26 protein-coding genes are annotated in these 26,334 nt (G+C 67.3%); 14 read left to right on the forward strand and 12 right to left on the reverse strand.

Translation table 11 applies throughout. The features are described 5' to 3' along the window. Nucleotides 1–29 precede the first annotated feature (29 nt). A complete protein-coding gene (locus ABL308_14400) occupies nucleotides 30–2,057 on the forward strand; it encodes a S9 family peptidase (GenBank protein ID XBQ16130.1) in 2,028 nt (675 codons plus the stop codon). Between the two features lie 196 nt (nucleotides 2,058–2,253). After that, a complete protein-coding gene (gene panD, locus ABL308_14405) occupies nucleotides 2,254–2,640 on the forward strand; it encodes an aspartate 1-decarboxylase (GenBank protein ID XBQ16131.1) in 387 nt (128 codons plus the stop codon). A gap of 74 nt (nucleotides 2,641–2,714) precedes the next feature. On the opposite strand, the gene ABL308_14410 is transcribed toward panD, so the two are convergent. Further along, a complete protein-coding gene (locus ABL308_14410; GenBank protein XBQ16132.1) occupies nucleotides 2,715–3,935 on the reverse strand; it encodes an acyl-CoA dehydrogenase family protein in 1,221 nt (406 codons plus the stop codon). A 65-nt stretch (nucleotides 3,936–4,000) separates the two neighbouring features. On the opposite strand from ABL308_14410, the gene ABL308_14415 reads away from it, so the two are divergent. After that, complete coding sequence (locus ABL308_14415) at nucleotides 4,001–4,744, forward strand: sulfite exporter TauE/SafE family protein (GenBank protein ID XBQ16133.1); 744 nt, start codon at nucleotides 4,001–4,003, stop codon at nucleotides 4,742–4,744. On the opposite strand, the gene xth is transcribed toward ABL308_14415, so the two are convergent. Continuing rightward, entirely contained in the window at nucleotides 4,741–5,532 is a 792-nt protein-coding gene (xth, locus tag ABL308_14420; protein ID XBQ16134.1) for an exodeoxyribonuclease III, read from the reverse strand. The genes ABL308_14415 and xth overlap by 4 nt on opposite strands. A 34-nt stretch (nucleotides 5,533–5,566) precedes the next feature. On the opposite strand from xth, the gene ABL308_14425 reads away from it, so the two are divergent. Next, nucleotides 5,567–5,971 carry a hypothetical protein gene (locus ABL308_14425; GenBank protein XBQ16135.1) on the forward strand — a complete coding sequence of 135 codons (405 nt, stop codon included), beginning with the start codon at nucleotides 5,567–5,569 and terminating at the stop codon, nucleotides 5,969–5,971. Between the two features lie 13 nt (nucleotides 5,972–5,984). On the opposite strand, the gene ABL308_14430 is transcribed toward ABL308_14425, so the two are convergent. Both ABL308_14430 and ABL308_14435 read right to left on the reverse strand, forming a co-directional pair. Next, entirely contained in the window at nucleotides 5,985–6,773 is a 789-nt protein-coding gene (locus ABL308_14430; GenBank protein ID XBQ16136.1) for a hypothetical protein, read from the reverse strand. A 65-nt stretch (nucleotides 6,774–6,838) separates the two neighbouring features. Continuing rightward, nucleotides 6,839–7,849, reverse strand: coding sequence for a hypothetical protein (locus ABL308_14435; protein ID XBQ16137.1), 1,011 nt, complete (start codon nucleotides 7,847–7,849; stop codon nucleotides 6,839–6,841). A gap of 226 nt (nucleotides 7,850–8,075) precedes the next feature. Between ABL308_14435 and ABL308_14440 the strand changes: the two genes are divergently transcribed. The 3 genes from ABL308_14440 (at nucleotide 8,076) to ABL308_14450 (ending at nucleotide 10,803) form a co-directional block, all read left to right on the forward strand. Next, nucleotides 8,076–9,803, forward strand: a complete 1,728-nt coding sequence (locus ABL308_14440) for an amidase (protein ID XBQ16138.1) — start codon at nucleotides 8,076–8,078, stop codon at nucleotides 9,801–9,803. A 9-nt stretch (nucleotides 9,804–9,812) separates the two neighbouring features. After that, nucleotides 9,813–10,448 carry a glutathione S-transferase family protein gene (locus ABL308_14445; GenBank protein XBQ16139.1) on the forward strand — a complete coding sequence of 212 codons (636 nt, stop codon included), beginning with the start codon at nucleotides 9,813–9,815 and terminating at the stop codon, nucleotides 10,446–10,448. A gap of 109 nt (nucleotides 10,449–10,557) precedes the next feature. Continuing rightward, the gene (locus ABL308_14450; protein XBQ16140.1) at nucleotides 10,558–10,803 is read left to right on the forward strand and encodes a hypothetical protein; all 246 of its coding nucleotides are present in this window, start codon (nucleotides 10,558–10,560) and stop codon (nucleotides 10,801–10,803) included. Nucleotides 10,804–10,824: 21 nt separating this feature from the next. Here ABL308_14450 and ABL308_14455 read toward each other — a convergent pair whose 3' ends face one another. Next, nucleotides 10,825–11,121 carry an aspartate decarboxylase gene (locus ABL308_14455; GenBank protein ID XBQ16141.1) on the reverse strand — a complete coding sequence of 99 codons (297 nt, stop codon included), beginning with the start codon at nucleotides 11,119–11,121 and terminating at the stop codon, nucleotides 10,825–10,827. A gap of 167 nt (nucleotides 11,122–11,288) precedes the next feature. On the opposite strand from ABL308_14455, the gene ABL308_14460 reads away from it, so the two are divergent. Then, nucleotides 11,289–11,717 carry a CBS domain-containing protein gene (locus ABL308_14460; GenBank protein XBQ16142.1) on the forward strand — a complete coding sequence of 143 codons (429 nt, stop codon included), beginning with the start codon at nucleotides 11,289–11,291 and terminating at the stop codon, nucleotides 11,715–11,717. Here the strand turns inward: ABL308_14460 and ABL308_14465 are convergent. Continuing rightward, nucleotides 11,714–12,157 carry a hypothetical protein gene (locus ABL308_14465; protein ID XBQ16143.1) on the reverse strand — a complete coding sequence of 148 codons (444 nt, stop codon included), beginning with the start codon at nucleotides 12,155–12,157 and terminating at the stop codon, nucleotides 11,714–11,716. The genes ABL308_14460 and ABL308_14465 overlap by 4 nt on opposite strands. Nucleotides 12,158–12,352: 195 nt before the next feature. Further along, nucleotides 12,353–12,781: a secondary thiamine-phosphate synthase enzyme YjbQ gene (locus ABL308_14470; protein ID XBQ16144.1), complete on the reverse strand. Its 429-nt coding sequence runs from the start codon at nucleotides 12,779–12,781 to the stop codon at nucleotides 12,353–12,355. 126 nt (nucleotides 12,782–12,907) lie between these two features. On the opposite strand from ABL308_14470, the gene ABL308_14475 reads away from it, so the two are divergent. Further along, complete coding sequence (locus ABL308_14475; GenBank protein ID XBQ16145.1) at nucleotides 12,908–13,156, forward strand: DUF378 domain-containing protein; 249 nt, start codon at nucleotides 12,908–12,910, stop codon at nucleotides 13,154–13,156. Between the two features lie 91 nt (nucleotides 13,157–13,247). On the opposite strand, the gene ABL308_14480 is transcribed toward ABL308_14475, so the two are convergent. From ABL308_14480 to ABL308_14495, 4 genes are all read right to left on the reverse strand, one after another. Next, nucleotides 13,248–13,874: a DUF533 domain-containing protein gene (locus ABL308_14480; protein XBQ16146.1), complete on the reverse strand. Its 627-nt coding sequence runs from the start codon at nucleotides 13,872–13,874 to the stop codon at nucleotides 13,248–13,250. A 171-nt stretch (nucleotides 13,875–14,045) separates the two neighbouring features. Beyond that, nucleotides 14,046–16,070 carry an RNA polymerase sigma factor RpoD gene (gene rpoD / locus ABL308_14485; GenBank protein ID XBQ16147.1) on the reverse strand — a complete coding sequence of 675 codons (2,025 nt, stop codon included), beginning with the start codon at nucleotides 16,068–16,070 and terminating at the stop codon, nucleotides 14,046–14,048. A gap of 54 nt (nucleotides 16,071–16,124) precedes the next feature. Then, nucleotides 16,125–17,975 carry a DNA primase gene (gene dnaG, locus ABL308_14490; protein ID XBQ16148.1) on the reverse strand — a complete coding sequence of 617 codons (1,851 nt, stop codon included), beginning with the start codon at nucleotides 17,973–17,975 and terminating at the stop codon, nucleotides 16,125–16,127. A 39-nt stretch (nucleotides 17,976–18,014) separates the two neighbouring features. Then, nucleotides 18,015–18,482 (reverse strand): GatB/YqeY domain-containing protein, encoded by a 468-nt coding sequence (locus ABL308_14495; protein XBQ16149.1) that lies wholly within the window; start codon nucleotides 18,480–18,482, stop codon nucleotides 18,015–18,017. Between the two features lie 180 nt (nucleotides 18,483–18,662). Here ABL308_14495 and carA point away from each other — a divergent pair, with 180 nt between their 5' ends. The 4 genes from carA to ABL308_14515 all read left to right on the forward strand — a co-directional run bounded on the left by carA (nucleotide 18,663) and on the right by ABL308_14515 (nucleotide 24,679). Continuing rightward, nucleotides 18,663–19,880, forward strand: a complete 1,218-nt coding sequence (gene carA, locus ABL308_14500) for a glutamine-hydrolyzing carbamoyl-phosphate synthase small subunit (GenBank protein XBQ16150.1) — start codon at nucleotides 18,663–18,665, stop codon at nucleotides 19,878–19,880. 128 nt (nucleotides 19,881–20,008) lie between these two features. Beyond that, nucleotides 20,009–22,273: a S8 family peptidase gene (locus ABL308_14505; GenBank protein ID XBQ17747.1), complete on the forward strand. Its 2,265-nt coding sequence runs from the start codon at nucleotides 20,009–20,011 to the stop codon at nucleotides 22,271–22,273. A gap of 86 nt (nucleotides 22,274–22,359) precedes the next feature. Next, on the forward strand, nucleotides 22,360–23,109 hold the full coding sequence (locus tag ABL308_14510; protein XBQ16151.1) for an FkbM family methyltransferase: 750 nt from the start codon (nucleotides 22,360–22,362) through the stop codon (nucleotides 23,107–23,109). 16 nt (nucleotides 23,110–23,125) lie between these two features. Next, nucleotides 23,126–24,679, forward strand: a complete 1,554-nt coding sequence (locus tag ABL308_14515) for a peptide ABC transporter substrate-binding protein (GenBank protein XBQ16152.1) — start codon at nucleotides 23,126–23,128, stop codon at nucleotides 24,677–24,679. A gap of 42 nt (nucleotides 24,680–24,721) precedes the next feature. Here the strand turns inward: ABL308_14515 and ABL308_14520 are convergent, their stop codons facing one another. Beyond that, entirely contained in the window at nucleotides 24,722–25,066 is a 345-nt protein-coding gene (locus ABL308_14520) for a hypothetical protein (GenBank protein ID XBQ16153.1), read from the reverse strand. A gap of 350 nt (nucleotides 25,067–25,416) precedes the next feature. On the opposite strand from ABL308_14520, the gene ABL308_14525 reads away from it, so the two are divergent. Further along, on the forward strand, nucleotides 25,417–26,325 hold the full coding sequence (locus ABL308_14525) for a hypothetical protein (GenBank protein ID XBQ16154.1): 909 nt from the start codon (nucleotides 25,417–25,419) through the stop codon (nucleotides 26,323–26,325). The last annotated feature ends 9 nt before the right edge of the window (nucleotides 26,326–26,334 follow it).

Here is a 26,334-nt window from a genome sequence, read left to right on the forward strand (position 1 = left end):
TCCTGGAACTTTAGAACCGGGGAGACCTCATGATCCTGACCACAGCCCTGGCCGGCGCGCTCGCCGCCGCCCAGCCCGCCGCAGGCGGCCCGCTCCAGTTCGCCGACGTGTTCGGCCTGGAGATGGCGGCCGATCCGCAGATCAGCCCGAACGGCGAAACCATCGCCTATGTCCGCCGGTCGAACGACATCATGACCGACCGGACCCGGCAGGCGGTCTGGGTGATCGATTTCGACGGGGGCGATCATCGCCCGCTGGCCGCCGGATCGGCGAATTACTCGAGCCCCGCCTGGGCGCCGGGCTCGGACAAGGTCGCGGTGGTGGCGTCCGAAGATGGCGAAACCCGGCTCGAGGTGGTCTGGCCCGCGACCGGGCGCTCGGCGCGGCTCGCCACCCTGCCTTTCGGACCGGGCGGGCTGACCTGGTCGCCGGACGGGCGGTTCCTGGCCTTCACCCTGTTTACGCCCGCGCCGGGTCCGCAGGTCGATATCGGCCTGCCGCCCAAGCCTCCGGGCGCGGAATGGGCCGACCCTGCGATCGTCGACGAGACGACGCGGTACGAATTCGACGGCGTCGGCGAAATTCCTGACGGCGTCAGTCAGATCTACGTGATCAGCGCCGAGGGCGGCGCGCCCCGCAAGCTGACCGAGTTCGAGTCAGGCTCGGTCTCGGGCCTGGAATGGACGCCGGACGGCTCGGAAATCTTCTTCTCCTGGGGCGGCCGGACCGAGGACGGGTTCGACTTCCGCACGTCCGACATCTGGGCTGTGGGTCTTAGCGGCGGCGCCCCGCGCCAGATCACCGATTTCCCCGGTCCCGAAGGCAGCCCGGCGATCTCTCCGGACGGCCGGCGGCTCGCCTTCCTCGGCGAGGAGGCGCGCGAGGAGAGCCATATCGACACCAATCTCTACGTCATGGACATGGCCGGCGGCGCGCCCGAACAGCTGCTCGCCGATCTCGATCGCGGCATCGACCAGATCGCCTGGGCGTCGGATCGCGCGCTCTTCGTGCGCTATGACGATCGAGGCCGCACGATGCTGGCGCAGGCCGATCTGCGCGGCGGGCTGGACGTGATCACCGATGCGATCGGCGGCACGACCTTCGGCCGCCCCTACACGTCGGGCTCGTTCTCGGCGTCTGAGAACGGCCGCTGGGCGGCGACGCTGGCGAGCGCGACCGATCTCGCCGACGTGGGCGCCGGCACGCGCCGCGGCGGGCGTGAGCTCACCGATCTGAACGCCGACGTGCTGGGCCTGCGCGATCTGGCCGAGGTCGAGCGCTTCACCTGGGAAAGCAGCGCGGACGGTCAGGAAATCCAAGGCTGGATCGCCTATCCGCCGGACTTCGATCCTAACGAGACCTACCCGATGATCCTCGAGATCCATGGCGGGCCGCACACCGCCTACGGGCCGCAATTCTCCGGCGAGGTCCAGCTCTTCGCCGCCGCGGGCTATGTCGTGCTCTACACCAACCCGCGTGGTTCGACGTCGTACGGCGAGGCCTTCGCGAACGAGATCGACAAGAACTATCCCGGCCAGGACGTCGACGATCTTCTCTCCGGCGTCGACGCGCTCGTCGCGCGCGGCTTCGTCGATCCCGAGCGGCTGTTTGTGACCGGCGGGTCGGGCGGCGGGGTGCTGACCGCCCAGCTCATCGGCGTGGCGCCGGACAAGTTCGCCGCGGCCGCCGTGGGCAAGCCGGTGATCAACTGGACGAGCTTCGCGCTCGCCGCCGATATCGGCCCGACCATCTACCGCTACTGGTTCGGAGTCACCCCGTGGGAGGATCCCGATCAGTACTGGCGGCGCAGCCCGCTTTCCCTGGTCGGAAACGTCGAGACCCCGACGCTGGTGTTCGTCGGCGCGGAGGATCGCCGTACGCCGGTCTTCGAAGCCGAGCAGTACTACAACGCCCTGCAGATCAGGGGCGTGGAAAGCCGGCTCGTACGCATTCCGGGGACCTATCACGGCATCGCGGATTCGCGGCCCTCGCGCCTTCTGCAGAAGGCCGGGCACATCCTCGCCTGGTTCGAAGCGTACGATCCGGGCGCTGAATAGCGACACGGTCCGGAGCTGAACGGCGCCGCGCTCCGCCGGGGGCGCGGCGCCTTTTTATTTGCTCTGCGACACCCATATGACAGGGAGACGTTCGAGGGGTCGCGCGCCTGACGCAAATCGGCTATATCGCGCCGCAGCAATTTCACCGACGGGCCGCGCCTGCCGCTTCAAACCGGGCGCGCCGCAGGAGATCACGATGCAGCTGACCATGATGAAGGCCAAGCTTCACCGCGCCTCGGTGACCCAGGCCGATCTGCACTATGAGGGCTCGATCTCCATCGACGCCGATCTGCTGGAAGCCGCCGGCATTCTGGTGAACGAGCAGGTCGACGTGCTCAACATCAACAATGGCGAGCGCTTCACCACCTACGCCATTCCCGCTCCGCGCGGCTCGAAGACCTTCGGGATCAACGGCGCCGCCGCGCGTCTGGCCCAGCCCGGCGACCGGATCATCGTCGTGAGCTACGCCATGATGGACGCCGAGGCCGCCCGCGTGTGGGAGCCCACCGTCGTGCTGCTGGACGCCGACAATCAGGTCACCGAAGTCTCGGGCCGCTCGGGCCGGAAGATGGACGCGGCCTAGCCTGGTCGATTACACCCGAAAAAAGAAACCCCGGCGCGGCGCGCCGGGGTTTTTTGTTTGATCTGCTCAGGCGCTTATTCCGCTGCATTGAGCCAGCGCTTGGCTTCGAGCCGGGAGATCGTGCGTTCGTGCACCTCGTCCGGGCCGTCGGCGAGCCTGAGCGTGCGGATGCCGGCGTAGGACGCCGCCAGCGGGAAGTCGTCTGAGACCCCGCCGCCGCCATGGACCTGGATGGCGTCGTCGATGACCTGAAGGGCGACACGCGGCGCGGCGACCTTGATCATCGCGATCTCGCCGCGGGCGGCCTTGTTGCCCACCGTGTCCATCATCCAGGCGGCCTTCAGCGTCAGAAGGCGGGCCATCTCGATATCGATGCGGGCACGCGCGATCCGGTGCTCCCACACCGAGTGCTTGATGACCGGCTTGCCGAAGGCTTCCCGGCTCATGGCGCGCTTGACCAGCAGCTCCAGCGCGCGCTCGGCGGCGCCGATCGTGCGCATGCAGTGATGGATGCGGCCCGGGCCGAGGCGGCCTTGCGCGATCTCGAACCCGCGGCCTTCGCCCAGAAGCATGTTCGAGGCGGGCACGCGCACGTTCTCGAGCTTCACTTCCATATGCCCGTGCGGCGCGTCGTCATAACCGAAGACCGGCAGGTGACGTTCGATGGTCACCCCCTCGGCGTCCGCAGGCACCAGAATCATTGACTGCTGGCGGTAGGTCTCCGCCTCAGGATCGGTCTTGCCCATCAGGATGAAGACCTTGCAGCGCGGATCGCCCGCGCCCGAGCTCCACCATTTGCGCCCGTTGATCACGTACTCCTCGCCCTCGCGCCGGATCGAGCACTCGATATTCGTCGCGTCGGAACTCGCCACGGCCGGCTCGGTCATCAGGAAGGCGGAGCGGATCTCGCCTTCCAGGAGCGGCTTGAGCCATTTTTTCTGCTGTTCGGGCGTGCCGTAGCGGGTGAGCACTTCCATGTTGCCGGTGTCCGGCGCGGCGCAGTTGAACACCTCGCTGGCCCAGACCACCCGGCCCATCTCCTCGGCCAGCGGGGCGTAGTCGGCGTTGTTCAGGCCCGCGCCTTCTTCGGAGTCGGGCAGGAACAGGTTCCACAGCCCCTCGGCTTTGGCCTTGGCTTTCAGCTCCTCGATGATCGGCAGGACCTGCCAGCGGTTCTGCCCGAAGCCCTTGAGCTGGTCGTGATAGGTCTTCTCGTTGGGGTAGACGTGCGCGTCCATGAAGGCGCGCACGCGAGCGAGATAGTCCTTGCACAGGTCCGAGTATTCGAAGTTCATGGCCGGATCGGTCCTCCCTGATTTTTCGCCAGCATAACCATCCGTACGGAAAATCCACCCGCGACATGACGACCGCCGGCTTTCTCATCGCAGTCGCGTTCACCGCCGCGCTGTCGGCGATGTTCGGCATGGCCGGCGGGCTGGTGCTGATGGGGGTGCTGGCCGCGCTTTATCCGGTCAGCGCCGCGATGGTCACGCACGGCGTGGTGCAGTCGGTCTCCAACGGCTGGCGCGGGGCTCTGCTGCGGCGCTGGGTGATCTGGCGGGCGGTGGGCCTGTTCGTCATCGGCAGCGTCCTGGCGGCGGGCGGGCTCGCGCTGGTCAGCGTGATTCTGCCCAAGGCCTGGCTCTTCGTCGCGCTGGGGCTCGTCCCGTTTCTGGTGTGGCTGCCGAAGGACCGCTTCGCGCTCGACGCAAGGCGCACCGCGGACGGGCTCGCAGGCGGGGTGCTGGTCACCGGGCTGAACGTGGTGGCCGGGGTGTCCGGCCCGCTGCTCGACGTCTTCTTCCAGCAGGTCGAGACCGACCGCCGCGCGATCGTGGCCACCAAGGCGGTCTGCCAGGTGTTCAGCCACGCGGTGAAGATCGCCAATTACGCCGGCCCTGCGCTGAGCCTCGCGGGCGGCCTCGAGGGCGGCCCGCCGCTCTGGGCGCTCGCGCTCGCCGTGCCGGTGTCGATCCTGGGCACGACGCTCGGCGCGCGCCTGCTCGATCAGATGAGCGACGCGAACTTCCGCCGCTGGACCAAATGGATCGTGACCGCGATCGGGCTGGTCTATCTGGCGCGCGGGATCGCGCTTCTCGTCTAGAGCCTGAACCGCCCCACGATCGGGGTGTGGTCGGACGCCTTCTCCTTGCCGCGCGGCTCGCGGTCGATCTCGACGCCTTCCAGCCTGTCGGCCGCCTGCGGGCTCATGAGCAGGTGATCGATGCGGATGCCGTGGTTTTTCGGCCAGGCGCCGGCCTGATAGTCCCAGAACGTATACTGATGCGCGCGGCCGTCGGCCTGCTCGAACGCGTCCGCCCAGCCCAGGTGACGGATGGCGTAGAAGGCGTCCCGGCTCTCTGCTCGGAACAGCGCGTCGGCGGACCAGGCGGCCGGGTCGTACACGTCGGTCTCGCGGGGGATGATGTTGTAGTCTCCGGCGAGGATCACCGGCTCTTCGTAGGTCAGAAGCTCTGCGGCGTGGTTTTTCAGCCGTGCCATCCAGTCGAGCTTGTAATCGTATTTCGACCCCGGCGCGGGGTTGCCGTTGGGCAGGTAGATCGAGGCCACGCGCACCGGGCCGCTTTCCGCGCTGATCACCGCTTCGAGATAGCGCGCCTGCGGCTCTTCCTCCCGGCCGGGGAGCGCGCGGTGGGCGACCTCCTCGATCGGCCGGCGGCTGAGGATCGCCACGCCGTTATAGCTCTTCTGGCCGGCGGTCTCGACGTTATAGCCGAGCTCTTCGATCTCCAGCCTCGGGAAGGCCTCGTCGACGGTCTTGATCTCCTGAAGGCAGGCGATGTCGGGCGATTTTTCCTTCAGCCAGTCCAGCACGTTGGGCAGGCGGGCCTTGATCGAGTTGACGTTCCAGGATGCGACGGCGAGAGTCATGGTTAACGGCAGATCCAATCGAGCGGAGGGGACTATGGCGGACGTCGAGGCGGGGCCGGACGAAGCGCCCGAACCCAAGCGCTACACGTTTTGGAGCTGGCTGGCCATGCTGGCGGCGAGCGCGGTGGCGCTTACCGTCGGCTTTTTCTCGATGGGGCTGTGGCTCCCGAACATGATGACCTTCGCCGGCGCGCAGGCGTCAGGCGCCGAGCCGAACGCCGCATACTGGACGGTCTTCACCTTCATGAGCGCAGGGCCGGCCTGCGCCGCGATCGGCTTTGTCGGCGGCTGGATCGCCTTCACCCTGTTCCGGGCGCCCAAGACCGGCGCCAAGCTCGCCTTCTACCTGCCGGTGGTGTGGACCGTGGCGCTCTTCGCCTGGCTCGCACTCGTCACCGCCCTGCCCTTTTGCGAGGACAGCCTGACCTGCGGGCTTTGACGGTGGTCGGGGCCTAAAGCGCCGTCCAGCGATCGCGCATGCCCAGCTGGCGGAACACCTCGGCCCAGTAGGCGCGCAGCACGGTTTCCTGATCGCGCTCCCAGCCCCGCCGGGGAATGAGGTGGATCTCGATGGTCACGCCGTAGAGCGCGTCGCCGTATTCCGCCTCGACCGCAGCGGCGACGCTGCGCGGATCGGGCAGCCGGGTCGCGAGATCGCCGCGCGCACGGCCGTAGACCGTGAACAGGCGTGAGTTCTGCAGCATGTCGGAAACCAGGATCACCGTGCGGCCCGGCGTGTCGCGGTCGAAATCGTCCTCGACGGCCAGGCGCGCCAGCGCCTCCACGATGGGGCTCGCCGGGCTTTCCTTGGGCTCGACGAGGTCCGCGAGCGCGTCCTGCAGCGGCGCTTCGAACAGGGCCTGATAGCGCGCTTCGACGCGCTGGGGGTTGCGGTAAAGCGGATTGATCTGCTCGCCCCGGCCCGGATTGCACAGCGCGAAGCCGTTGGTGTTGATCAGCTCGCCGCGTGCGTCGAGTTCGTACAGAGAGAGCTTCTCGCTGATCCGCAGCCGGTCGCGCGCGTCGAGCACAAGCGCCTCGATCTCCTCGGCCTGCTCGGGCGTGTAGAAGTCGGTCTTGTCGATGACCAGCGCCATGTGCGGCGGGGTGTCGCCGGCCAGGCACAGCGTGTCTGGATCGTATTCCTCGGGCTGGAGCACGAGGGCGGCGTAGCTGATCGCGCCGAGCACGCCGAGCACGATCAGGATGTTGAAAACGCCGAGTACGTCCTTGCTGCGCATGTGATCCCCTCTCTCACCGCTTGCAACGCGTCCGGGGCCGGTTCGCTCCGGCCCCGGTGGTCAGTCTAGACCCGCGGCGGGGGTTCTGAGGAGTAGGGTTCCTCGTCCCGGCGCGCGCCGGGCTCTCCGCGATGGCGGGCGCGGGCGTGCGCGGCGGTCGCATCCTCGACCTCTTCGGCGAACAGGTCGTCGATGCGGTGCTTGAGATCGATCGCCCGGCGGCGCGTGGAGCGCGGATCGGTCGGATCCTCCTCGCCGTCCGCGACGCGCTGGGGCGGGGGCAGCTGCTTCAGGACCGCGGCGAGATAGGAGCTCGCGTTGATCAGGCGGCGATGCGCCGCGCCGTAGCCGATCAGACGATCATCGAAGGTCGCGCCCTTGAAAGCGGCGATGATCGCGAACGTCACGCCCAGGATGAAGAGCAGCAGAGCCTCGAGCGTCTCAAACGCGCCGAAGGTCAGCGCACGGGTCACCGGCGCCAGCATTTCGCCGGTCTCGCTCGTCCCGCCCAGCGCGAGCGCGGCCGCGTTGATCTCCAGAAGGTCGCGATAGTGTGCGGCCGTGAAGTTCAGGAACACGATCGCGATCGCGGTTGCGGGCACGAACAGCGCCGCGGCGGCGAAAGAGAAGGGACGGTGCGGGTTCTGCAGCATCCTCAGGCCCAGGAAGCCGATCACGAAGAAGCTGGCGACGACGTTCGCCGCGGCCACGGTGATCGCCTGGATCCAGCCGCCGAGCAGGCCGAGATCGGAGCCCTTGGAGAAGAAGTACGCGTTCGCCAGGCCCTCGAACAGGATCAGACCCGCCAGGATGGAGAAGGTCATGATGTGGCTGTCGGGATAGGCCGGCGCACGGCGGATCGGCTGAACGCCGGTGTCCTCGCCGAAACGAGAGCCGCGCGTGTCGCGGAAATTCAGATAGGCCGAGTAGGCCGACGCTGCGCGCTGATACGCGTAGGTCAGCCGGTCGGAGATCTGGTGTGCTTTCTGTTCGACCTTGTCGTCCAAATCGCCCCCCGAAAGCAGATCGCGGTTGCTCATCGGGCTGCGGCGCTTGGTCTGGATGTGATCGTCCATGGCTCGGCCCCTTTTCTTTCACGCCCCATATTAACCAAAACGCGCGCCGCCGTCCCGAGTTTGACCGAAATGAGGTTTTTTCGCCGCATTTCCCGGCCTCAAATCGCCATATTCCGTGGCGCTGCGAAGCGGGCTGGCCTTTTTCCAGCCTGAATGTTCACCTTTGTGAACGTTAACGAGCCGGGGTGTGAACCCGGCCTGAACGAAGCGAAGCGGGAGGCGGGGCGTGACCGGCAAGGTTCCAATCACGGCGACCCGGCGGGGCGTGTTCGGCCTCGCCGCCGGAGCGGGGGCGGGCCTGGCCGGGGCCGCGTCCGCGCAGGAGCGGCCTTCCGTCACCGCGCAGACGATCGGGTGCGCCGAGCCGTTGTTCGGGGTTTCGTATACAGACGCCGAGCGCGAACAGATGCTCGGCGGGATCGAAAGCTGGATCGCCCGCGCCGAACAGCTGCGCGCCAGCGAAAAACCCAACACCCTCGCACCGGCGCTGACCTTCGATCCGCGCCTACCCGGCCGCGACTACCCCACGAGCGCCGAGCCCGGCGTGCGCGGCCTGCCGCATTCGGCCGGACCGCTGCCGTCCGATCCGGTCGACATCGCCTATGCGCCTGTGTGGCGGCAGGCCGACTGGATGGCCCGCGGGCTGATTCCGAGCGCGGAGCTGACCGAGATCTATCTCGCGCGGATCGCAGCCTACGATTCGGCTCTGGAGTGCTTTGTCACCGTCACCGCAGAGCGCGCGCGCACCCAAGCGCGAGCCCGCGACGCCGAGCGCGCGGCCGGCCGGATGCGCGGCCCGCTGCACGGCGTTCCTTACACGCTGAAGGATATTATCGACGTCGAGGGACTGCCCGCGACCTGGGGCGCGAGCGTCTATTCCGACCGGGTCGGGACGCAGACCGCCGTGATCGCCAGGCGCCTCGAAGACGCCGGGGCGGTCCTCCTGGGCAAGGTCACCTCCGGCGCGATCGCCTATGGCGACATCTGGTATGACGGGGTGACCCGCAATCCGTTCAATCCGCGCGAAGGCAGCTCGGGCTCCTCGGCCGGCCCGGCTTCGGCGACGGCTGCGGCGCTGTGCGCGTTTTCGATCGGCACCGAGACGCTGGGCTCCATCGTCAGCCCCAGCCATCGCTGCGGCGCGACCGGGCTGAGGCCCACCTTCGGCCGCGTCGCGCGGACCGGGGCGATGGCGCTGTGCTGGTCGCTGGACAAGATCGGGCCGATCGTCCGCTCCACGCCGGACGCCGCGCTCGTGCTTGCCGCGATCAACGGCGCCGACGCCGGCGATCCGGCCAGCTTCGAGACCCGCTTCGGCGCAGACTTGTCTCGCGATCTTTCAGGGCTGAGGCTCGGCTACAATGCGGCCTGGTTCGAGGCGGCCGCCGAACCCGACCGCGCCGCGCTGGACGCGGCCCGCGCGCTCGGCGTAACGCTCACGCCCTTCGACGTCGATGCAGAGCCTTGGGGCTCGATGCTGATCCAGCTCGAGGCCGAAGCCGCCGCCGCGTTCGAAAACCTCACGCTGGACGATCTCGACGACCGTCTGCGCTGGCAGGACGACGCGGCCTGGCCGAACACCTGGCGTCGGGCGCGCTTCGCCTCGGCGGTCGATTTCGTCAACGCCGACCGCCTGCGCCGCAAGGCCCAGATCATGATGGCCGAAAAGATGGAAGACCTCGACGCCGTGATCGGGCCGAACTTCGCCGGCGGCATGCTGCTGATCACCAACTATACCGGCCATCCCCAGCTCGCCTTCCGCTCGGGCTTCACCGACCAGCCCACCCGCACCCTGTCCGGGGCGCCGGTCGCAGGGCCGGGACAGACCTTCACCGTTCCGCACGCCACGAGCCTGTGGGCTCCGCTGTTTGAAGAGGACACGATCCTCGCGCTCGGAGCGGCGATCGAGACCCGGCTCGACGTGGCCGCCATCCGTCCGTCTCAATTTTCCTGAGGACCAGCCATGACGCTGAAATTCTACGATTGCGCCACCGCGCCCAGCCCGCGCCGCGCCCGCATGGCGCTCGCCGAAAAACGGGTCGATGTCGAGACGATCGAGGTCGATCTCGCCTCGGGCGGCCAGTTCGCGCCGGAGTTCACAGCGATCAATCCGCGCTGCACCGTGCCGGTGCTCGTGACGCCCGAAGGCGAGGCGCTGTGCGATAACGCGGCGATCGTGCGCTGGCTCGAAGCGGTCTATCCCGATCCGCCGCTGCTGGGCCGCTCGCCGATCGAGCAGGCGCGCGTCGCCGAATGGGTCTGGCGCGCCGAGTTCGAAGGGCTCGTCTCGGTGATGGAGGTGCTCAGAAACACCTCAAAGGCGCTGAAGGACCGTGCGCTGCCCGGTCCCGATCCGGTCGCCCAGATCCCCGAGCTCGCCGAGCGCGGCCGGGCCAGAGGCATGAAGTTTTTCAAGGTGCTCGATGAGCGGCTCCAGGACAATCCCTGGCTCGCCGGCGACGGGTTCAGCTTCGCCGACATCACCGCCTTCGTCTTTGTAGAGTTCGCCGCCTGGGTGAAGATGACCCCCGGCGAGGATCTCAGAGCGCTGGCCGCCTGGCGTCAGGCCTGCGCGGCCAGGCCGAGCGGGAAAGTCTGAGCGGGCCTGCGCCCCCCACTTCCCAAACCGCCCGGTCCGCGCCACATAATCTGTCGCCCCGTCGAACACGCCGCATCGGGCGGCGCGGGAGGGTGCGGACCTTACTTTCATGAGCGGACGGAAACTGCGGGTCTCCGGACTCGAATTCGCCTCGGCGCTGGCCGGAGCGGCGTTTTTCGGCGTGACGACCTTCTTCGCAATCGGAACCGCCGTCTGGGCGATCCTGTCGATCGTCGGCGCGAGCCTGCCGGTCATCGGCGTCGGCGAGGCGGCGGCGGGGCTGGCTTGTCTCGCGCTGACGATCGTCATCGCGAGGCGGGCGCTGGCCCTGGCGGCGACTGAAAGCGCCGCCTAGGGCTAACGACCGCGCCGGCGCCTACTTGCCGTGATTGGCGCGCCATTTCTCCATGGACTGCGAGATGGCGAAGGTCTCGCGGTATTTCGGGCTGCCGGCGGGGCGCGGCGCGCGATCGCGGGTCAGTTCCATGATCTCGGCGAGCTTGTTGTGCGCAGCGCCGGCCTGGCCTGCGCCGATATAGGCGTGAAGCTCGATCAGCGCGCTCGCCAGCGGATCGTCCGCGCGAATGACGAAATAGGGTTCGTCTTCGGCCAGATCGGGCAGGCAGTCGTACTGGCTGGGATTGGCTTTCGAGCCGAGGGGGGCGTCGGTCATGGTCTCGCTCCGCTTGCCGCCGGCGCGTCGATCGCGACCGGCTGTTCGCGCCCATCTAACCTGCTTCGCCCGCCCGGCGCCTACCCTTCTTTGAAATGCGGCGCATTCAGGAACTTCCTTCCGCTCCGGCGATTGCGTCCTCAGAAGCCGCAAACAGGGAGCCCTCCATGCGCATTTCCGAAGTCATGACCCCGAACGCCGTCGTCACCACCACCGATGCGCGCTGCTGCGACGCCGCCAAGCTGATGGCCGAGCACGATATCGGCTCGGTGCCGGTGCACGAATCCGAAAAGCTGGTCGGCATGGTCACCGACCGCGACATCACCACCCGTGTGACCGCCAAGGAACACGGGCCGGAAACCCCGGTCAGCGAAGCGATGAGCGAGCGCGTGCTCTATTGCCGCGAGGACGACGAGGTCGCCGACGTCTGCCGCAACATGGCCGAACAGGCCGTGCGACGCCTGCCGGTCGTTGACGGAGACAAGCGCCTGGTCGGCATGGTGTCGCTGGGCGATCTGGCCGAGCACGGCGACGATGCGGCCGCCGGTGAAACGCTCGAACGCATCAAGGAAGCGTCCAGCGACGCCAGGCGCTAAACCGAGGCCTTGCGCGGGGCGGCGTCTTCGTCGAGCCGCGCCCCGCGGGCCATCGACTTGCCGAACAGAAGCGTCAGGAAGCCCGCCGGGCCGTCGCTGACGGTTCGTGTCAGGTGCGCGGCCAGATCGGGCGGGATCGAGCCCTCCGGCGCGAGCGGTTCGAGCGCGGCGACGGCGGCTTCGAACGCCGCTTCGTCCGCCTCCCGGTCGCCGGTGAGGTCTGCCATGCGCTGCAGAACCGAGGTCGTGGCGAAGGGCGAGCCGCCGGCGTCGCGCAGCGTGGCGAGATTGAGCCCGTCGAGCACTTCGGGTTTCTGGCGCGCCACCCCGTTGAAGATCGAGAACATCAGGCTGCCGTTCTCGAGATCGGTGGACATCGAGAACAGCTGGTTCTGCAAAAGCAGCACCAGCCCTTCATACCGGACGCCTTCCACGCCCACGACGGAACGGATGAGACCGTCCGGACGCCGCTGAATAAGGCAGATGTCGTGTACGAACCGGCCGCATTCCTGAAAATCAACGACATCCGGGGAGAGTCCACCGATGGAGCCCCGTCGCCTTGCACTGCGGCGGCTCACCGCGTGCTTGAAGCGGCGTCGCGCCGCCGCTGACGCGGCCCAACTCATCGCCGCCCCTCACCCCGTCAGGTGGAGCACCACCTGGCGGGCGTGGGGGGCGTCGCGATGTTCGAACAGGTAGAGCCCCTGCCAGGTTCCGAGCATCAGCCGCCCGCCGCCGACCGGAACGCCGAGGGAGACCGCGGTCAGCGCTGACTTGATGTGCGCGGGCATGTCGTCAGGGCCCTCGGTCGTGTGGCGCAGCCATCCCATCGACGGATCGTCGCCGGGCGGAACCAGCCGGCGGAAGAACGCGTCCAGATCGCGGCGCACGTCCGGATCGGCGTTCTCCTGGATCACCAGCGAGCACGAGGTGTGCCTGACGAAACAGGTCAGAAGCCCCTCGCCTGCGCCTGCGCCTGCGCCGGCGACGAACTCGCCCGCGGCGTCGGTGAACTCGTATAGCCCCGGCCCGCGGGTCTGGAGCGTGATCGTCGTCTGGGTCATGGGCTGAGCCTATCGCGGCGAGAACGGCGCCCTCAAGCGGTACGAAGCGCCTGAGTCGGAAAGGAAACCCTGTGCGCGCCCTGCGTGTTGCCGAGTCCGAAGCTACAAGCACAGGGAGACGTCACCATGAAATGGCTCAACGCGATCGCGCTCATCCTCGTCATCATCGGCGGCATCAACTGGGGTCTGGTCGGCCTATTCGACTTCAACCTCGTCGCCGCCATCTTCGGCACCGAAAGCTGGTTCACCAACCTCGTCTACATTCTGGTCGGTATCGCCGCGCTTTATTCGATCTACCTGCTCAAGCCGGTGATCCAGAACGACAGCGCGCACGCGCACACCGGCTCGCACGCCCATTCGAGCGGCCGCGCGTAACACGCGCTCAGGCTCTGTGACAGAGCTCTGAAACGACAAAGCCCCGGCCGGCCGGCCGGGGCTTTCTTTTCGTGCGCCGAACACCGGCGGATCAGGCGAGCTCGGATTCAGGGACGGCCTGAAGCAGCTTTTCTATCTGTTGGCGGCCCTGACCGATCAGGGTTTCGAGTTCGCCGTCGAGCCCGAATTTAGAAGCAATCTTCTGGATGCGCTGCATCTCGGCGTTATCGAAATCACCGTCTGCGAAGGCGACCATGGCGGACGCCCGGACAGCGATCCGCGCATCGTCGGCCGCGACGCGGTTCGCGCCGCCGAACCCGTACTCGTCCAGCACCTTGTCGCCCGTGCGCGCGATCGCGGCGTAGTTTTCGTCGACGAACTTTCGGTCGATTTCTGCGCCGATCGACGCGCGCGCCACGATCTGGATGACGGCCACCTCGCCTTCGGACAGCTCGCCGTCGGCCGCGGCGGTATAGATCATCGACTGCAGGATCAGCCGTGAGCCGGCGACCGCCTCGTCCTCCTGTTTTTTTTCAGGGCTTCGCAGGCTGCGGGCGATCGCTTCGCCCACCCCGACGAGGAACTGAACGCCGCCGAAAACGATCGCGCCCCAGGTGACGACATAGCTCCCGCCCGCCGACGCGTTCGAATAGGTAGCGAGCGTAATGATGATCCCGACGGTGGCGATACCGCCGCCGATGACGATGTTCCTGTTCACTGGAAGTCCCCCATTTTGCAGAGGGAAGGCTAGACCGCTCGGGCCGAATGACCAAATTCATGCCGGGCCGGAGGCTTCCGGAGCCTCGATCAGCGATGCCGCGAAAAAGAAAACGCCCCGGCGCGTCAGGCGCCGGGGCGTTTGCGAATTCGGCCTGGAAACAAGGCCCGCCTAGCTATCCAGGAAGCTACGAAGCTTCCGGCTGCGGCTAGGGTGCTTGAGCTTTCTCAGCGCCTTGGCCTCAATCTGGCGAATGCGTTCGCGGGTCACCGAGAACTGCTGGCCGACCTCTTCGAGCGTGTGGTCGGTGTTCATGCCGATGCCGAAGCGCATGCGCAGCACGCGTTCCTCACGCGGGGTCAGGCTCGCCAGCACCAGCGTGGTGGTCTCCCGCAGGTTCGAATGGATGGCCGCGTCGATCGGCAGGACCGCGTTCTTGTCCTCGATGAAGTCGCCGAGATGGCTGTCTTCCTCATCCCCGATCGGGGTCTCCAGGCTGATCGGTTCCTTGGCGATCTTCATCACCTTGCGAACCTTCTCGAGCGGCATGGAGAGCTTTTCGGCCAGCTCCTCCGGCGTCGGCTCGCGGCCGATCTCGTGAAGCATCTGGCGGGAGGTGCGCACGATCTTGTTGATCGTCTCGATCATGTGCACCGGGATGCGGATCGTGCGGGCCTGGTCGGCGATCGAGCGGGTGATCGCCTGCCGGATCCACCAGGTGGCGTAGGTGGAGAACTTGTAGCCGCGGCGGTATTCGAACTTATCGACCGCCTTCATCAGGCCGATATTGCCTTCCTGGATGAGATCCAGGAATTGCAGGCCGCGATTGGTGTATTTCTTGGCGATCGAGATCACCAGGCGCAGGTTCGCCTCGACCATTTCCTTCTTGGCGACGGCGGCTTCGCGCGCGCCCTTCTGGACGGTCGCCACGATGCGGCGGAAATCGTCGATCGGCACGCCGGATTCCTGCGCCAGCGCGGCGACTTCCTCACGCAGGGCGGTCGCCTCGTTGGATTCGCGCTGGACGAACCGGTCCCAGGCCTTTGACTTGCCGGCCATGTTGGTCAGCCATTCGGGATCGAGCTCGCTGCCCTGGTATTCCTTCAGGAAGTCCAGGCGCGGCACGCCGTGCGCTTCGGCCATGCGCAGGAGCTTGCCTTCCAGGCCGACGAGCTTCTTGTTGATCGCGTCGAGCTGTTCGACCAGCGCCTCGATCCGGGCGTTGTTCAGATGCAGCGAATTGAGATTTGTCACGATCCGCTCGAACGCGGCCTCGTAGGCGTCGCGATCTTTCTTGGCGAGGTCCTTCCCCGCCAGCCGCAGCCCGACGAGCTTGTCCTGCAGGCGGCGGAAAGCGTCGAAATCGGCCGCGATCGCGTCCAGCGTCTCCATGACGCCGTCGCGCAGCTCGGCTTCCATCGCCGCGAGCGACATCGCGCCCTGATCGTCGTCGTCGTCGTCCGAGGACTCGCCGTTCTCGCCTTCGCGCTCGCCGTCCTCGTCGTCGGAGTCCGAGGACTTGGCTTCGGACTCCTCGCCCTCGCCGTCTTCATCCTCGTCTTCGGACGGGGCCGCCGTCGCGTCCTCGCGGACCCCGCCATAGGTGGCGTCCAGGTCGATGATGTCGCGCAGCAGGACCTGGCCTTCCTGCAGCTCCTCGCGCCAGACCATGATCGCTTCGAACGTTAGCGGGCTTTCGCACAGGCCGCGGATCATCGCGTTGCGGCCCGCTTCGATGCGCTTGGCGATGGCGATCTCGCCCTCGCGGGAGAGCAGCTCGACCGAGCCCATCTCGCGCAGATACATGCGCACGGGGTCGTCGGTGCGGTCCTGGGCCGAGGTGGTGTTCTGGCCGGCGACCTCGGTCTTCTTCTTGGATGCGACAGCGCGCGGCTTGTCTTCGTCCTCGTCGGCCTCGCCCTCGTCGCCAGACGAGCCGTCGCCGCCGTCCTCCACGTCGTCCTCGGAGTCCACCACCGTGATCCCCATCTCGGAGAGCTGGGCGAGGATGTCCTCGATCTGCTCGGAGCTGAACTCCTCGCTGGGCAGGACCTTGTTCAGTTCGTCATGGGTGACGTAGCCGCGCTTTTTCGCGGTCTTGATCATCGCCTTGACGGACTGATCTGTAAGGTCGAGCAGCGGGCCGTCCTGGGATTCGGAGGTCGCTTCGGCGGTTTCGGCGGCGGCTTTGCTCATGCGGTGATCGTGCTCCCGGAGGATCGTGCGCGGTGCGGGGTCTTCGCCCTCGCCTCAGCGGCGTTTGCGGTCTCGCCTCACGGCGGCGAGGAAATCTCTCAGCGCGTCGGAATCGCCCTGTTCCAGTACGTCGGCCTGACGTGAGCGCTCCTCGGCGATACGGGCGTCTCGAGCGACCAGCTCCATATAGGAGGCCGAAAGCCTCCGCCAAGCCTCACTACGGCTCTCGGCGTCGGCTTCCTCACCTCCGAGCGCGGCGCGCATCGGCGCGGCGTCGACTCCCAGTCGCGCGAGGTCCGCACCGTAACCGCGCCGGGTCAACACGTCACGCAAGCCGCCGTCGAGCAAGGGCTCCCCAGACAAACAGGCGTCTAGTATCGCGTCACGCAGGCTGTCAAGCGGACCGAAGGAGGTTTCGGCCAAACTCTCGGCTTCAGCCTCGGCGATCTCGGGATGCTCGACCGCCGCCAGCAGCAGCTGTCGCGCCAGCGGATGGGCCCGCCCGCCGCGCTTGACGTTGCGCACCAGTTCGCCAGTCGGCCGCACGGGCAGATCAAATCCGCGCCGCCCGCCCCGCTCGCCGCGGCCGGCATACCCGCCCCGACGGCCGCGCTGCGGCTGGGCGCGAGCAAAAAGCGTATCGAGCCGGGCGTCGAACTCGGCGCGGTATTCCGCCTTCACGTCCGGATCGGCGATCTTGGCGGCGAGAGCCCGCAGGCGCTTCCTGAAGCCCGCACGCCGATCGGGATCGGTCAGCGGCTCGACGGCGAGCTCGCGCTCCCAGAGCACGTCGATCAGCGGGCGGGCTCCCTCGATCGCCTCATTGAGCGCCCTGGGCCCCTTCTCACGCAGAAGATCGTCAGGGTCCGCGCCATCTTCGAGAAAGACGAAGCGCAGCGTCTTGCCCGGTTCGAGCAGCGGCAGGGCCCGCTCGGCGGCGAGCGCGGCGGCGCGCGTGCCCGCGCTGTCGCCGTCAAGGCAGACCACCGGTTCGGATCCGGCGCGCCAGAGCAGCTTGATCTGGTTTTCGGTGAGCGCCGTGCCCAGCGGGGCGACCGCATGGCCCAGGCCGGCGCGGGCGAAGGCGATCACGTCCATATAGCCTTCGGCGACGATCAACCCCCTGGCCTTGACCTTGGGGTCGTTCGCAAACGCGCGCGCCTCGGGATAGCGGTAGAGGATCGAGCCCTTGTGGAAGAGCTCGGTCTCGGGGCTGTTGAGATATTTCGCCCGGGCGTCCTTGCTCATCGCCCGGCCGCCGAACGCGACGAGACGGCCGCGCGCATTCTTGATGGGGAACATCACCCGGCCGCGGAAGCGATCATAGGGCGCGCCGCCGTCGTCAGGCGCGATGAGCAGCCCCGCATCGACCAGCTCGGCCGGCTTGGCGCCCTTCTGCAGCAGGGTCTCGGCGAGGCCCCGGCGGCGGTCAGGCGCGAAGCCCAGGCCGAACGCCTCCATGTCGGCTGCGCTGAGCCCGCGGCGCTCGAGATAGGCGCGCGCCTCCTGCCCGGCCGGGCTTTGAAGCTGGCGAACGAAATAGCCCTGGGCGGCCTCGATCCAGTCCAGCAGCGATTTGCGCTTTTCTTCGGCTTCGGGGGAGCGCTGTTCGGATTTGGGGACTTCGAGCCCGGCCTCGGCCGCGAGGGTCTCGACCGCCTCCATGAAGCTCAGCCCCTGGGTCTTCTGCAGCCAGGTGAACACGTCGCCGTGCTCCTGGCTCGCGAAGCAATGGTAGAAGCCCTTTTCGTCGTTAACGAAAAAGCTCGGCGTGCGTTCTTTCTTGAACGGGCTGAGGCCGACGAACTCGCGGCCCTGGCGCTTGAGCGGGACGGTCCGTCCGATCAGGTCGGACGGGCGGACACGCGCCTTTATCTCGTCGATGAACCCGTCAGGAACCGCCATCTCGCCCCGCGCTCGCAAGAGCCGGAGAGGTTAACCCGGTCACGCCCGGTTCTGAAGCAGCGTCTTCACTTCCTGGCCGGCGCGGGAGAAATCCATGCGGCCGGTGTAGCGCTCTTTCAGGGCGCCCATGCAGCGGCCCATGTCCTTCAGCCCCGTCGCGTCGAGTTCGGCGACCACTTCGCGGGCCGCGTCGGCGATCTCTTTCTCGCCCATCGGCTCGGGCAGGTATTCGGCGACGATCTCGGCCTCGCGGCGCTCGCGCTCGGCGAGGTCGAGCCGGCCGGCCTGCTCATAGGTGTCAGCGCTCTCTTCGCGCTGCTTGAGCAGCTTTTGCAGCAGCGCCTGGATTTCGGTCTGGTCGCAGCCGTCGCAACGGTCGGCGGCGCGCGCAGCGATGTCGCGATCCTTCACCGCAGCCTGGATCAGGCGCAGGGTGGAGACGCGGACCTCGTCCTTGGCGCGCATGGCGTCCTTGAGATCGGCGGTGAGTCTGTCGCGGAGCGACATGGGGAGGCCTCGTGGTGCTTTGCGACGCGAAGAAGCGCCAAGCGATTGAGAAACAAGCGTTTTTCTTGCGCAGCGGACGCTTGACCGGCAGACCCGCCGGGCCTAACTTCCGCGCGTTTGTCCGCCCGCCGCAAGAGCCTTTGCTCGCGCCGGCCGGATGTCTATCGGAGGCGCGCAGATATGCCGGAAGCGGTCGAGAATCAAGAGCAGACCCGATCGGCCGCCGACGAGACGGCCGCACCGGCCTGGGCGACCGCCGCGCTGGCGCTCGCGGACGGCACGGTTTTCTACGGTCACGGCGCGGGCGCGTCCGGCACGGCGATCGGGGAGCTGTGCTTCAACACCGCCATGACCGGCCATCAGGAAATCCTGGCCGATCCCTCCTATGCCGGGCAGATCGTCTGCTTCACCTTCCCTCACGTGGGCAACACCGGCGCCAACAGCCAGGACGAGGAAGCCGCGAGCGAACTCGCCCGCAAGGCCGCGACGGGCATGGTCAGCCGCGCCCGCCTCACCCCGCCGGCCAACTGGCGCGCCGAGCAGAGCTTTGAAGAATGGCTCGCCGCGCGCGGCATCGTCGCCATCACGGGCGTGGACACCCGTGCGATCACCCGCCGCATTCGCGAACACGGCATGCCGATGGCCGCCGTCCAGCACGCCCGTGACGGCAAGCTCGACCTCGACGCACTGAAGAAGACGGCCGCCGCCGCGGCCTCGATGGAAGGCGCGGAACTGGCCGAAGCGGTGTCCCGCGCCACCAAGGGCGAGTGGGCCGAGGGCGGCTGGGGCTGGCCTGACGGGTTTGCGAAAGGCCCTGAAGACGGCCCGCTGGTCGTCGTGCTCGACTATGGCGTGAAGGCGAACATCCTGCGCCGCCTCGTCGCCGCGGGCGCCCGCGTCACCGTGGCGCCGGCGCGCGCCACGGCTGAGGACGTGCTGGCGATGAAGCCCGCCGGCGTCGTCGTCTCCAACGGTCCGGGCGATCCGGCCGCGACCGGGAAATACGCCCTCGACACCATTCGCGGCGTGATCGACGCCGGCGTTCCGGTGCTCGGGATCTGCCTGGGCCATCAGATGCTGGCCCTCGCAGTCGGCGCGAAGACGCTGAAAATGACCCAGGGCCATCACGGCGCGAACCACCCTGTGAAGAACATCGAGACCGGCCAGGTCGAGATCGTCTCCATGAATCATGGCTTCGCGGTCGACAGAAACAGCCTTCCCGCCGCCGCAATCGAGACCCATGTTTCTCTGTTCGACGGAACGAATTGCGGCTTTCGCCTGACCGACAAGCCTGTCTTCGCGGTGCAGCACCACCCCGAAGCCAGTCCCGGACCGCAGGACAGCTTCAACGTTTTCGGCTCCTTCGTCGCCGAGGCGGCTGCGCGCCACCCTCGCTGACGGTTTGCCGGCGTTAAGGTGTCCGCGATAACCTAAAGGTCGATGCGGTCGCCGGACGGCATGTCTGAGAGGGGAAATCGATGACGCTTCGCAAAGCGCTTCTGACGGCGGTATTCGTCGGCGCGGCCATGGCCGTGACCGGGTGCGGCGGCGGCGGAGGCGGCGCGTCCGGCGGTGTCCCGGTGGCGCCGCCCCCTCCTCCGCCGCCTCCTCCTCCGCCTCCGCCGCCGCCGCCACCGCCCCCTCCCCCGGTCGTCCAGCCGCCCTCGGCGTTCGAGACCCCGGAGTATTTCTGGCGCGACTCCGACACCGGCGAGCCGCGAACGGGGCTCCCCCTCATAAACGCGTCATACGCCTATAGCCGCGGCGCGACCGGCGCAGGCGTCCTCGTGGCGGTCGTGGACACCGGGGTGAATCTCGACCACCCGGAGTTCGAGGACCGCCTGGTCGACGGCCTGGACACCGCAGGAAACCGCGGCGCCGACGATACGGGAGACGGTCACGGAACAGGCGTGGCGGGCATCATCGCCGCCAACAAGGACAGCCGGGCGATGCACGGCGTGGCGTTCGAAAGCCTCATCTTGCCAATCCGGGCCGATGTAGTCGGCTCCTGCGAATCTGATGGCGGAGACGGTTGCACTTTCGCTGACCGCGATGTCGCCGAAGCGATCGACGCAGCGGTCGCCAGGGGTGCGCGCGTCATCAACCTTTCGCTGGGACGTGATGCGGAGCTTCGTGACAGCGCTACCTTGACCTTCGCTGCGATGCGCCGCGCCGCACAGGCGGGCGTGTTCCTGGTGGTCGCGGCCGGCAACACCGACGAAGGCGAGACCTTCCCCGATCCGACCCCGGGGTTTCCCGCGACCTTCGTGAACGACCTCGGCGCCAACGGCTTCGCCGTTGCGGTCGGGGCGGTGGATTCCAACAAGCAGATCGCCGACTTCTCGAACGGCGCGCTCGGCGCGGAGAATTTCTACCTGGTCGCTCCGGGCGTCCGGGTCGCCTCGCCGGGCGCCGACGCCGAAAACGGCGATCCGCGATATTTCCTGTGGTCGGGCACCAGCTTCGCCGCGCCCCATGTCGCCGGCGCTCTGGCGCTGCTTATTCAGGCGTTTCCAGGCCTCACCGGCTCGGAAGCGCTGCAGATCCTATTCGATACGGCCGAGGACCTCGGCGATCCGGGCCCCGATCAGATCTACGGCGTCGGCCTGATCGATCTGGAGGCCGCGTTCCAGCCTGTGGGAAGTACGAGCGTCCAAATGGGCGGCGCATCCGGTGAAGCCGTCGATGTCGGGCTGCTGACGATGCCGCCCTCAGGTGCGTCCGGCGACTGGATGTGGCGCTCGGGGCTGCTGTCCGAAGCGGTGCTGCGCGACGGGTATCGCCGCGCGTTCAAAATGGATCCTGAAGCGCCGACCGCCGCGATCCGAAGCTCCGGCCTATCTGCGATGGAAACCGCCGCTGAAGGCGCGCTGTCGCGAACCTCGCGCACAGTCGCAGGCCCGGCCGAGATCAATCTGCGCTACGCCGAGCCGCGGCTTCATGCGCTGAAAAACCTGCCCGCCGAGACCTATGGCGACGCGCCGGACGTGCGCTTCTCCTTCACCTCCGGCGGGCTGACCCTGGAAGCCGGTCGCGGTTTCGCCGCCGCCTCCCCGGTGGAGAGCGCGGGTCAAAGCGCGCTCAGCCCGGCGCTGTTTTCCGGCGCGATCGCCGGGCTGACCGATCAGCGCGACTGGGCCGCGCTTGGTTACAGGATCGGGGACGTGTCGATCGGCTTCCGGGCGGCGGGCACGGGCGAGGACGCCTTCTCTGCGGCGAGCGCGCTCTACCATTTCGGCGAGCACGCTGTCGGCGTCGAAGGCGGTTCCGGCGAAGAGTCGCGTCGCACCCTCGGCGGGCTCTTTTCTGCACGCTTCGGCGTACAGGACCAGACCCGCTCGAATTTCGCTGCAGCGCTGTGGTCCGGGCCGCTTCCGGCGGGCTGGCGAGGCGCTGCGCGGGTCGAATATGCCGACGCCGACATCACCTTGCCGCGCTTCGTCACGCTGGATGACGATGTCGCCGCGAGCGCTTGGAGCGTCGGCGCCGAGCGGTCCTTCGCTGGCGGCGTCTTCGGTCTGACGCTGTCTCAGCCGCTCCGCGTGGAGTCAGGCTCGATCACGGCCTCGATCCCGGTTTCGGTCGATGACGACGACCGGCTCGGCTGGGCGCTGCGCAGCGCGGACCTCACACCTTCGGGCCGGGAAATGTCGCTTGAAGCAGGCTGGCGGGTCGGCCTGGGCGAGCGGACCAGCGCCAACATAGCGGCGCGCTTCACGCGTGATCCGGGCCATATCGCCAAGGCCGAGGACGAAGGCCTCATCTGGATGGGGCTGCGCACGACCTGGTGACCGCTTCGGCGCGACAGGCTGGCGGGCGCCCGCGCTCCGCATTAGCCTGACGCGCTGAATCGGATTGACGGCGCGAGGGCCGAACCATGGCGAGCGCACCGCCGCCGCTGACACTGGAAGAGCGCATCAAGCGCACGCTCGTGCCTCCGAGGCTCGAGCTCAGGCGCATCGTCGCGCGCGAAAAGCGCAAGGGCGAGCCGGGCGTGCGCCTGCTCCCCTTCCTGCTCGATCCCGAACGCGCGGCGATGGATATCGGCGCCAATCGCGGCATCTGGGCCGCAGAAATGGCCGCAGTCTGCGAGACCGTCTGGGCGTTCGAACCCAACCCCAAGCTCTACGCCTTCCTGGAGGCCGCGGCCGATCCGCGCGTGGCCTGCCGCAAGGAGGCGCTGTCCGATGCGGCGGGGCAGGCCGAGCTGCTGATCCCCGGCGAGGCGGGGCGGTATTCCAACCAGGGCGCATCTCTCAACCCCGACAAGGTCGGCGATCAGGCGCATATGCGCGTCGAAGTGACCACCGCCCGGCTCGACGATCTCGATCCCCCGCCGACCGGCTTTCTAAAGATCGACGTCGAGGGCCATGAACGCGCCGTGCTCGAAGGCGCGCGCGGGCTGATTGCGCGGGACCGCCCGGTGATGATCGTCGAGATCGAAGAGCGCCACACAGGCCGCGATCTCGACGGCGAGCTCGATTTCGTCGAATCGTTGGGCTACCGCACGCTGGCGATCCGCGGCGGACGGCTGATCGCGCGCTCGCGCCTCGATGTGGAGCGCGATCACCGCGCGCTCGCCGGGAAGCCGGGCTATGTGAACAATTTCGTGTTCTTGCCGGATTAAGGCTCGGGGACGGGGCATGATCGATCAGGCGGTGTCGCGGAGAAGCGTGCTCGCAGGCGCGGCCGCCCTGACGCTCGCCGCTTGCGGACGGGGCGACGGCGCGCCGTCTGGACTTCTGAGGGTCGCGATCGATTCAGAGCCCGACAGTCTCGATCCGCTCCGCGGCCAGTTCGCCTCGGCCGCGCTGCTGTATAAACAACTCCACGCCCCGCTGACCGAATACTCCCCCACAGGCGGCCTGGCGCCCGGCCTCGCCATGACCTGGCGCAGCGAGGACGCCCGAAGCTGGCGGTTCACGCTGCGCTCCGGACTCGTCTGGTCGGACGGCGCGCCGCTGACCGCAGAGGACGTGGTCTGGACCGCGCAGCGCTCGGTCGATCCGCGCACCGGATTCGCCGATCTCGGCGATTTCTTCGCGGTGCGCGGCGCGCGCGAGGCGCTGCGCGGCGAAGCGCCGCCCGAAGCGATCGGGGTCAGCGCGCCGGACGAACGCACAGTGATCTTCGAACTCGACCGTCCCGTCGGCGCGTTTCCGGTGCTGATGCGGGAATTCTACCCCCTGCCCCGCCACGCGATCGAGGCCGCGCCGGAGCGCTGGACCGACCCGGCGGGCTGGGTCTCGGCGGGCCCCTACCTGCTCAAGGAGCGCGGTGCGCAACGCTTCAGGCTCGTGAAGAACCCGCGCTTCGCGGCGGCAGACAGCGTGACGATCGAGGAAATCGAGATCGCGGTGATCGAGGACTCCGCCGCCCGGGCGCGCGCCTTCCGCGCCGGCGATCTCGACCTCGCAGACCGGCCGCCGCCCGATCAGATCGGCTTCTATAAAGAAGCGCTGGGCTCTCTGATCGAAGGCTTCGACGCGCCGATCCTGACGTATCTGAAGGTCAATTGCGCGCGTCCCGGCCTGTCGGACGTACGCGTGCGGCGCGCTCTGTCCCTGGCGCTCGACCGGGCGCGCCTGAACGACGTTTTCTTCGACGGCGAGGCGACGCCGGCCGACCGTGTCGTGCCCGATCCCGACGCGCCGCCCGCCGCACCGGCCGATCCCGACGCCGCCCGCACCCTGCTCGCCGAAGCCGGGTTCGGCGCTGAAAACCCTCTCTCGGTGACGTTGCGCGCCAGTGCGGGCGACCGCGACCGGCTGGCGGTCGCGATGATGGACGATCTTCAACGCGCCGGCGTGCAGGTCCGGCTTCTCGCGACCTATCCGCTCGATCTCTACCAGGCCGTGGACGGCGGGGATTACGATCTCGCCCTGGGCCGGTTCGACCGAGGCATGAAGGCCGATCCGGACTTCATGCTGCAGCCCTTCATGGAGGGCGGGTTTGCGGACAACACAGGCTGGACCGGCCCGCGCCGGATCGCCTTCGACACCCTGACCGGCGAAGCGCGCGGCACGATCGACGCCGAGGCCCGCGCCGCCCTGCTGGCCGAAGCCGAGCGCATCTTTCTTGAGGAAGCCAGCTCGATCCCGATCGCCTGGGAAAAGGCCTGGTGGATGGTCTCGCCCCGCGTGCGCACCCAGCCCGGCGTCCAGCCCCAGCTCTGGCGCGATCTGGCGCTGGGATGAAAAACGCGCCGGGGCTCCGCCCCGGCGCGTTTAGTCATGGTCCTAGTCCACTTCCCACTCCAAGAAGAGGAAGCCGAAAATGCCTCGGTGGCATTGTGCGATGTTCAACCGCTCCGTTGTTTCCGGCACGTAGGCGCAGAGGAAACCGTCCGGCCCTAAGAGAACAGGCTCGACAAGAACGCCGAACACCGAGACGATCAGCAGCAGCAACATTCGGTAGAGGCTGCGGCCGAACCAAGCAAAAACGAAGACCAGCGACTTGACTAGGCGAAAGATGGCCCGTAGAAGACCGCGGTTTCCGTCCTCAGGCGGAAAGTTGGGCGAGGGTTGCATATGAAACCTCCCTTGCTCCTCGGCGTGGCCCGGCTTCTCCACAAACTGGGCCACGCTTAGAAGCTCCCACCGGTGCTTGGGGCATTCAACTAGCTTAACGGGAATCGCGCGAAGACTCTGAAACCTTCCGTGCGAGCAGGAATTTTTCCGGCGCGTTTTCGGATTTTTCGTCCGGATCAGATCGCAGAAGCCCAAATTTCTCTTGGGCAGGGGCCGAATTTCTTGACTTTTCTACTCCCATACCCGAGTGCTTGCGACCTATGGTTAACAGCTGCGCTGGCGCTGCTGTGTTCGTCAGATCAACGAATGGTATCAAGCGGGTTAGGATGACGAGACGCGCGCAGACCCAGTATCAGAACATCCGGCACGTCCTTAACCGTCTCAGACTGGAAAATAAGGATGAGATGTTCACCCTTCTCGACCGCACGCCTGAAACGGTCACGAACTGGGAACTCGGTCCGACGGAGCACATTCCGCCGAACGTCATCAAGCGGTTCCTAGAGCGCGCAGCGCGACTGTCGGAGGAATACGACTTTCTGGACCGTCTGACAGTAGAAGACTTCGATCTGCCCGCAGCGCAATTCATTGCAAAGCTAGATCGAAGCACCGCGTACCGCGACCCCTTTTGGAACATTTGCCGGGAACAGGTCGTACGGCCTCCGCTCCAGAAGATGCTCGAGCGCAGATACGGCGGGCGCGCCTATTACATGTATTTACCTAAGCACGTGGAAGCAGAACCAACCCCAGAATTTGTAATGCGATCTGTGCTATGGGTCGGCGCGGTCGATGAGACGGGCGTAGAATGCTTCCTTTTCACAGCAGACCACTTCTATCGCGGCGGAGCCTATCGCCCCGATCGCTATAATTTGCTTCATTTAATGTTTGCGCGTCGAATCTCAGATCGACACAATCCAAACTATGTCTCCTTTTCAGGTCGATATTTCATCCTCCGCGACATGGAGAGCAAAAGCGAGAGGGATATCCCGGTCCGCCGGCTAAACGGCGTCGGCCTTCTCACGCTCGACCCTGAACATCTTCCGCGCGCCTGTCCCATTATCCTGGAGTCGGCTCCGCTGGAGGCGTACGCCGCTCAACTGCAGACTTGCAGCGCGTTATTCCGCGACCGCGAGTACGCGAAGATCGACGAAGTTCGCGCGAAGCTAGCCGAAGACCGGCACACCGGCACCATCCGGATCGACAAGGACGAGGCCGCTGCGACTGCGGCGGCAAATCTAGCCCGCTTCCCGAGTTCTGGCGCGCAGGCGTTTCCGGCCGATACGGCAGACGCCTGGCCCACCTCCCCGCGCCGTTAGGCAATCGGC

This window comes from Oceanicaulis sp. (genome assembly GCA_040112665.1).
In the GTDB taxonomy this organism is placed as follows: Bacteria; Pseudomonadota; Alphaproteobacteria; order Caulobacterales; family Maricaulaceae; genus Oceanicaulis.

What these genes read in the sequence shown, in the direction of transcription:
- rpoD (XBQ16147.1), bottom strand. Translation starts at nt 16,070, where the DNA reads ATGAGCAAAGCCGCCGCCGAAACCGCCGAAGCGACCTCCGAATCCCAG.
- ABL308_14525 (XBQ16154.1), top strand. Translation starts at nt 25,417, where the DNA reads ATGTTCACCCTTCTCGACCGCACGCCTGAAACGGTCACGAACTGGGAA.
- xth (XBQ16134.1), bottom strand. Translation starts at nt 5,532, where the DNA reads ATGACTCTCGCCGTCGCATCCTGGAACGTCAACTCGATCAAGGCCCGC.
- ABL308_14400 (XBQ16130.1), top strand. Translation starts at nt 30, where the DNA reads ATGATCCTGACCACAGCCCTGGCCGGCGCGCTCGCCGCCGCCCAGCCC.
- ABL308_14510 (XBQ16151.1), top strand. Translation starts at nt 22,360, where the DNA reads ATGGCGAGCGCACCGCCGCCGCTGACACTGGAAGAGCGCATCAAGCGC.
- ABL308_14410 (XBQ16132.1), bottom strand. Translation starts at nt 3,935, where the DNA reads ATGAACTTCGAATACTCGGACCTGTGCAAGGACTATCTCGCTCGCGTG.
- ABL308_14430 (XBQ16136.1), bottom strand. Translation starts at nt 6,773, where the DNA reads ATGCGCAGCAAGGACGTACTCGGCGTTTTCAACATCCTGATCGTGCTC.
- panD (XBQ16131.1), top strand. Translation starts at nt 2,254, where the DNA reads ATGCAGCTGACCATGATGAAGGCCAAGCTTCACCGCGCCTCGGTGACC.
- ABL308_14460 (XBQ16142.1), top strand. Translation starts at nt 11,289, where the DNA reads ATGCGCATTTCCGAAGTCATGACCCCGAACGCCGTCGTCACCACCACC.
- ABL308_14470 (XBQ16144.1), bottom strand. Translation starts at nt 12,781, where the DNA reads ATGACCCAGACGACGATCACGCTCCAGACCCGCGGGCCGGGGCTATAC.
- ABL308_14455 (XBQ16141.1), bottom strand. Translation starts at nt 11,121, where the DNA reads ATGACCGACGCCCCCCTCGGCTCGAAAGCCAATCCCAGCCAGTACGAC.
- ABL308_14415 (XBQ16133.1), top strand. Translation starts at nt 4,001, where the DNA reads ATGACGACCGCCGGCTTTCTCATCGCAGTCGCGTTCACCGCCGCGCTG.
- ABL308_14450 (XBQ16140.1), top strand. Translation starts at nt 10,558, where the DNA reads ATGAGCGGACGGAAACTGCGGGTCTCCGGACTCGAATTCGCCTCGGCG.
- ABL308_14425 (XBQ16135.1), top strand. Translation starts at nt 5,567, where the DNA reads ATGGCGGACGTCGAGGCGGGGCCGGACGAAGCGCCCGAACCCAAGCGC.
- ABL308_14445 (XBQ16139.1), top strand. Translation starts at nt 9,813, where the DNA reads ATGACGCTGAAATTCTACGATTGCGCCACCGCGCCCAGCCCGCGCCGC.
- ABL308_14495 (XBQ16149.1), bottom strand. Translation starts at nt 18,482, where the DNA reads ATGTCGCTCCGCGACAGACTCACCGCCGATCTCAAGGACGCCATGCGC.
- ABL308_14505 (XBQ17747.1), top strand. Translation starts at nt 20,009, where the DNA reads ATGGCCGTGACCGGGTGCGGCGGCGGCGGAGGCGGCGCGTCCGGCGGT.
- dnaG (XBQ16148.1), bottom strand. Translation starts at nt 17,975, where the DNA reads ATGGCGGTTCCTGACGGGTTCATCGACGAGATAAAGGCGCGTGTCCGC.
- carA (XBQ16150.1), top strand. Translation starts at nt 18,663, where the DNA reads ATGCCGGAAGCGGTCGAGAATCAAGAGCAGACCCGATCGGCCGCCGAC.
- ABL308_14475 (XBQ16145.1), top strand. Translation starts at nt 12,908, where the DNA reads ATGAAATGGCTCAACGCGATCGCGCTCATCCTCGTCATCATCGGCGGC.
- ABL308_14515 (XBQ16152.1), top strand. Translation starts at nt 23,126, where the DNA reads ATGATCGATCAGGCGGTGTCGCGGAGAAGCGTGCTCGCAGGCGCGGCC.
- ABL308_14435 (XBQ16137.1), bottom strand. Translation starts at nt 7,849, where the DNA reads ATGGACGATCACATCCAGACCAAGCGCCGCAGCCCGATGAGCAACCGC.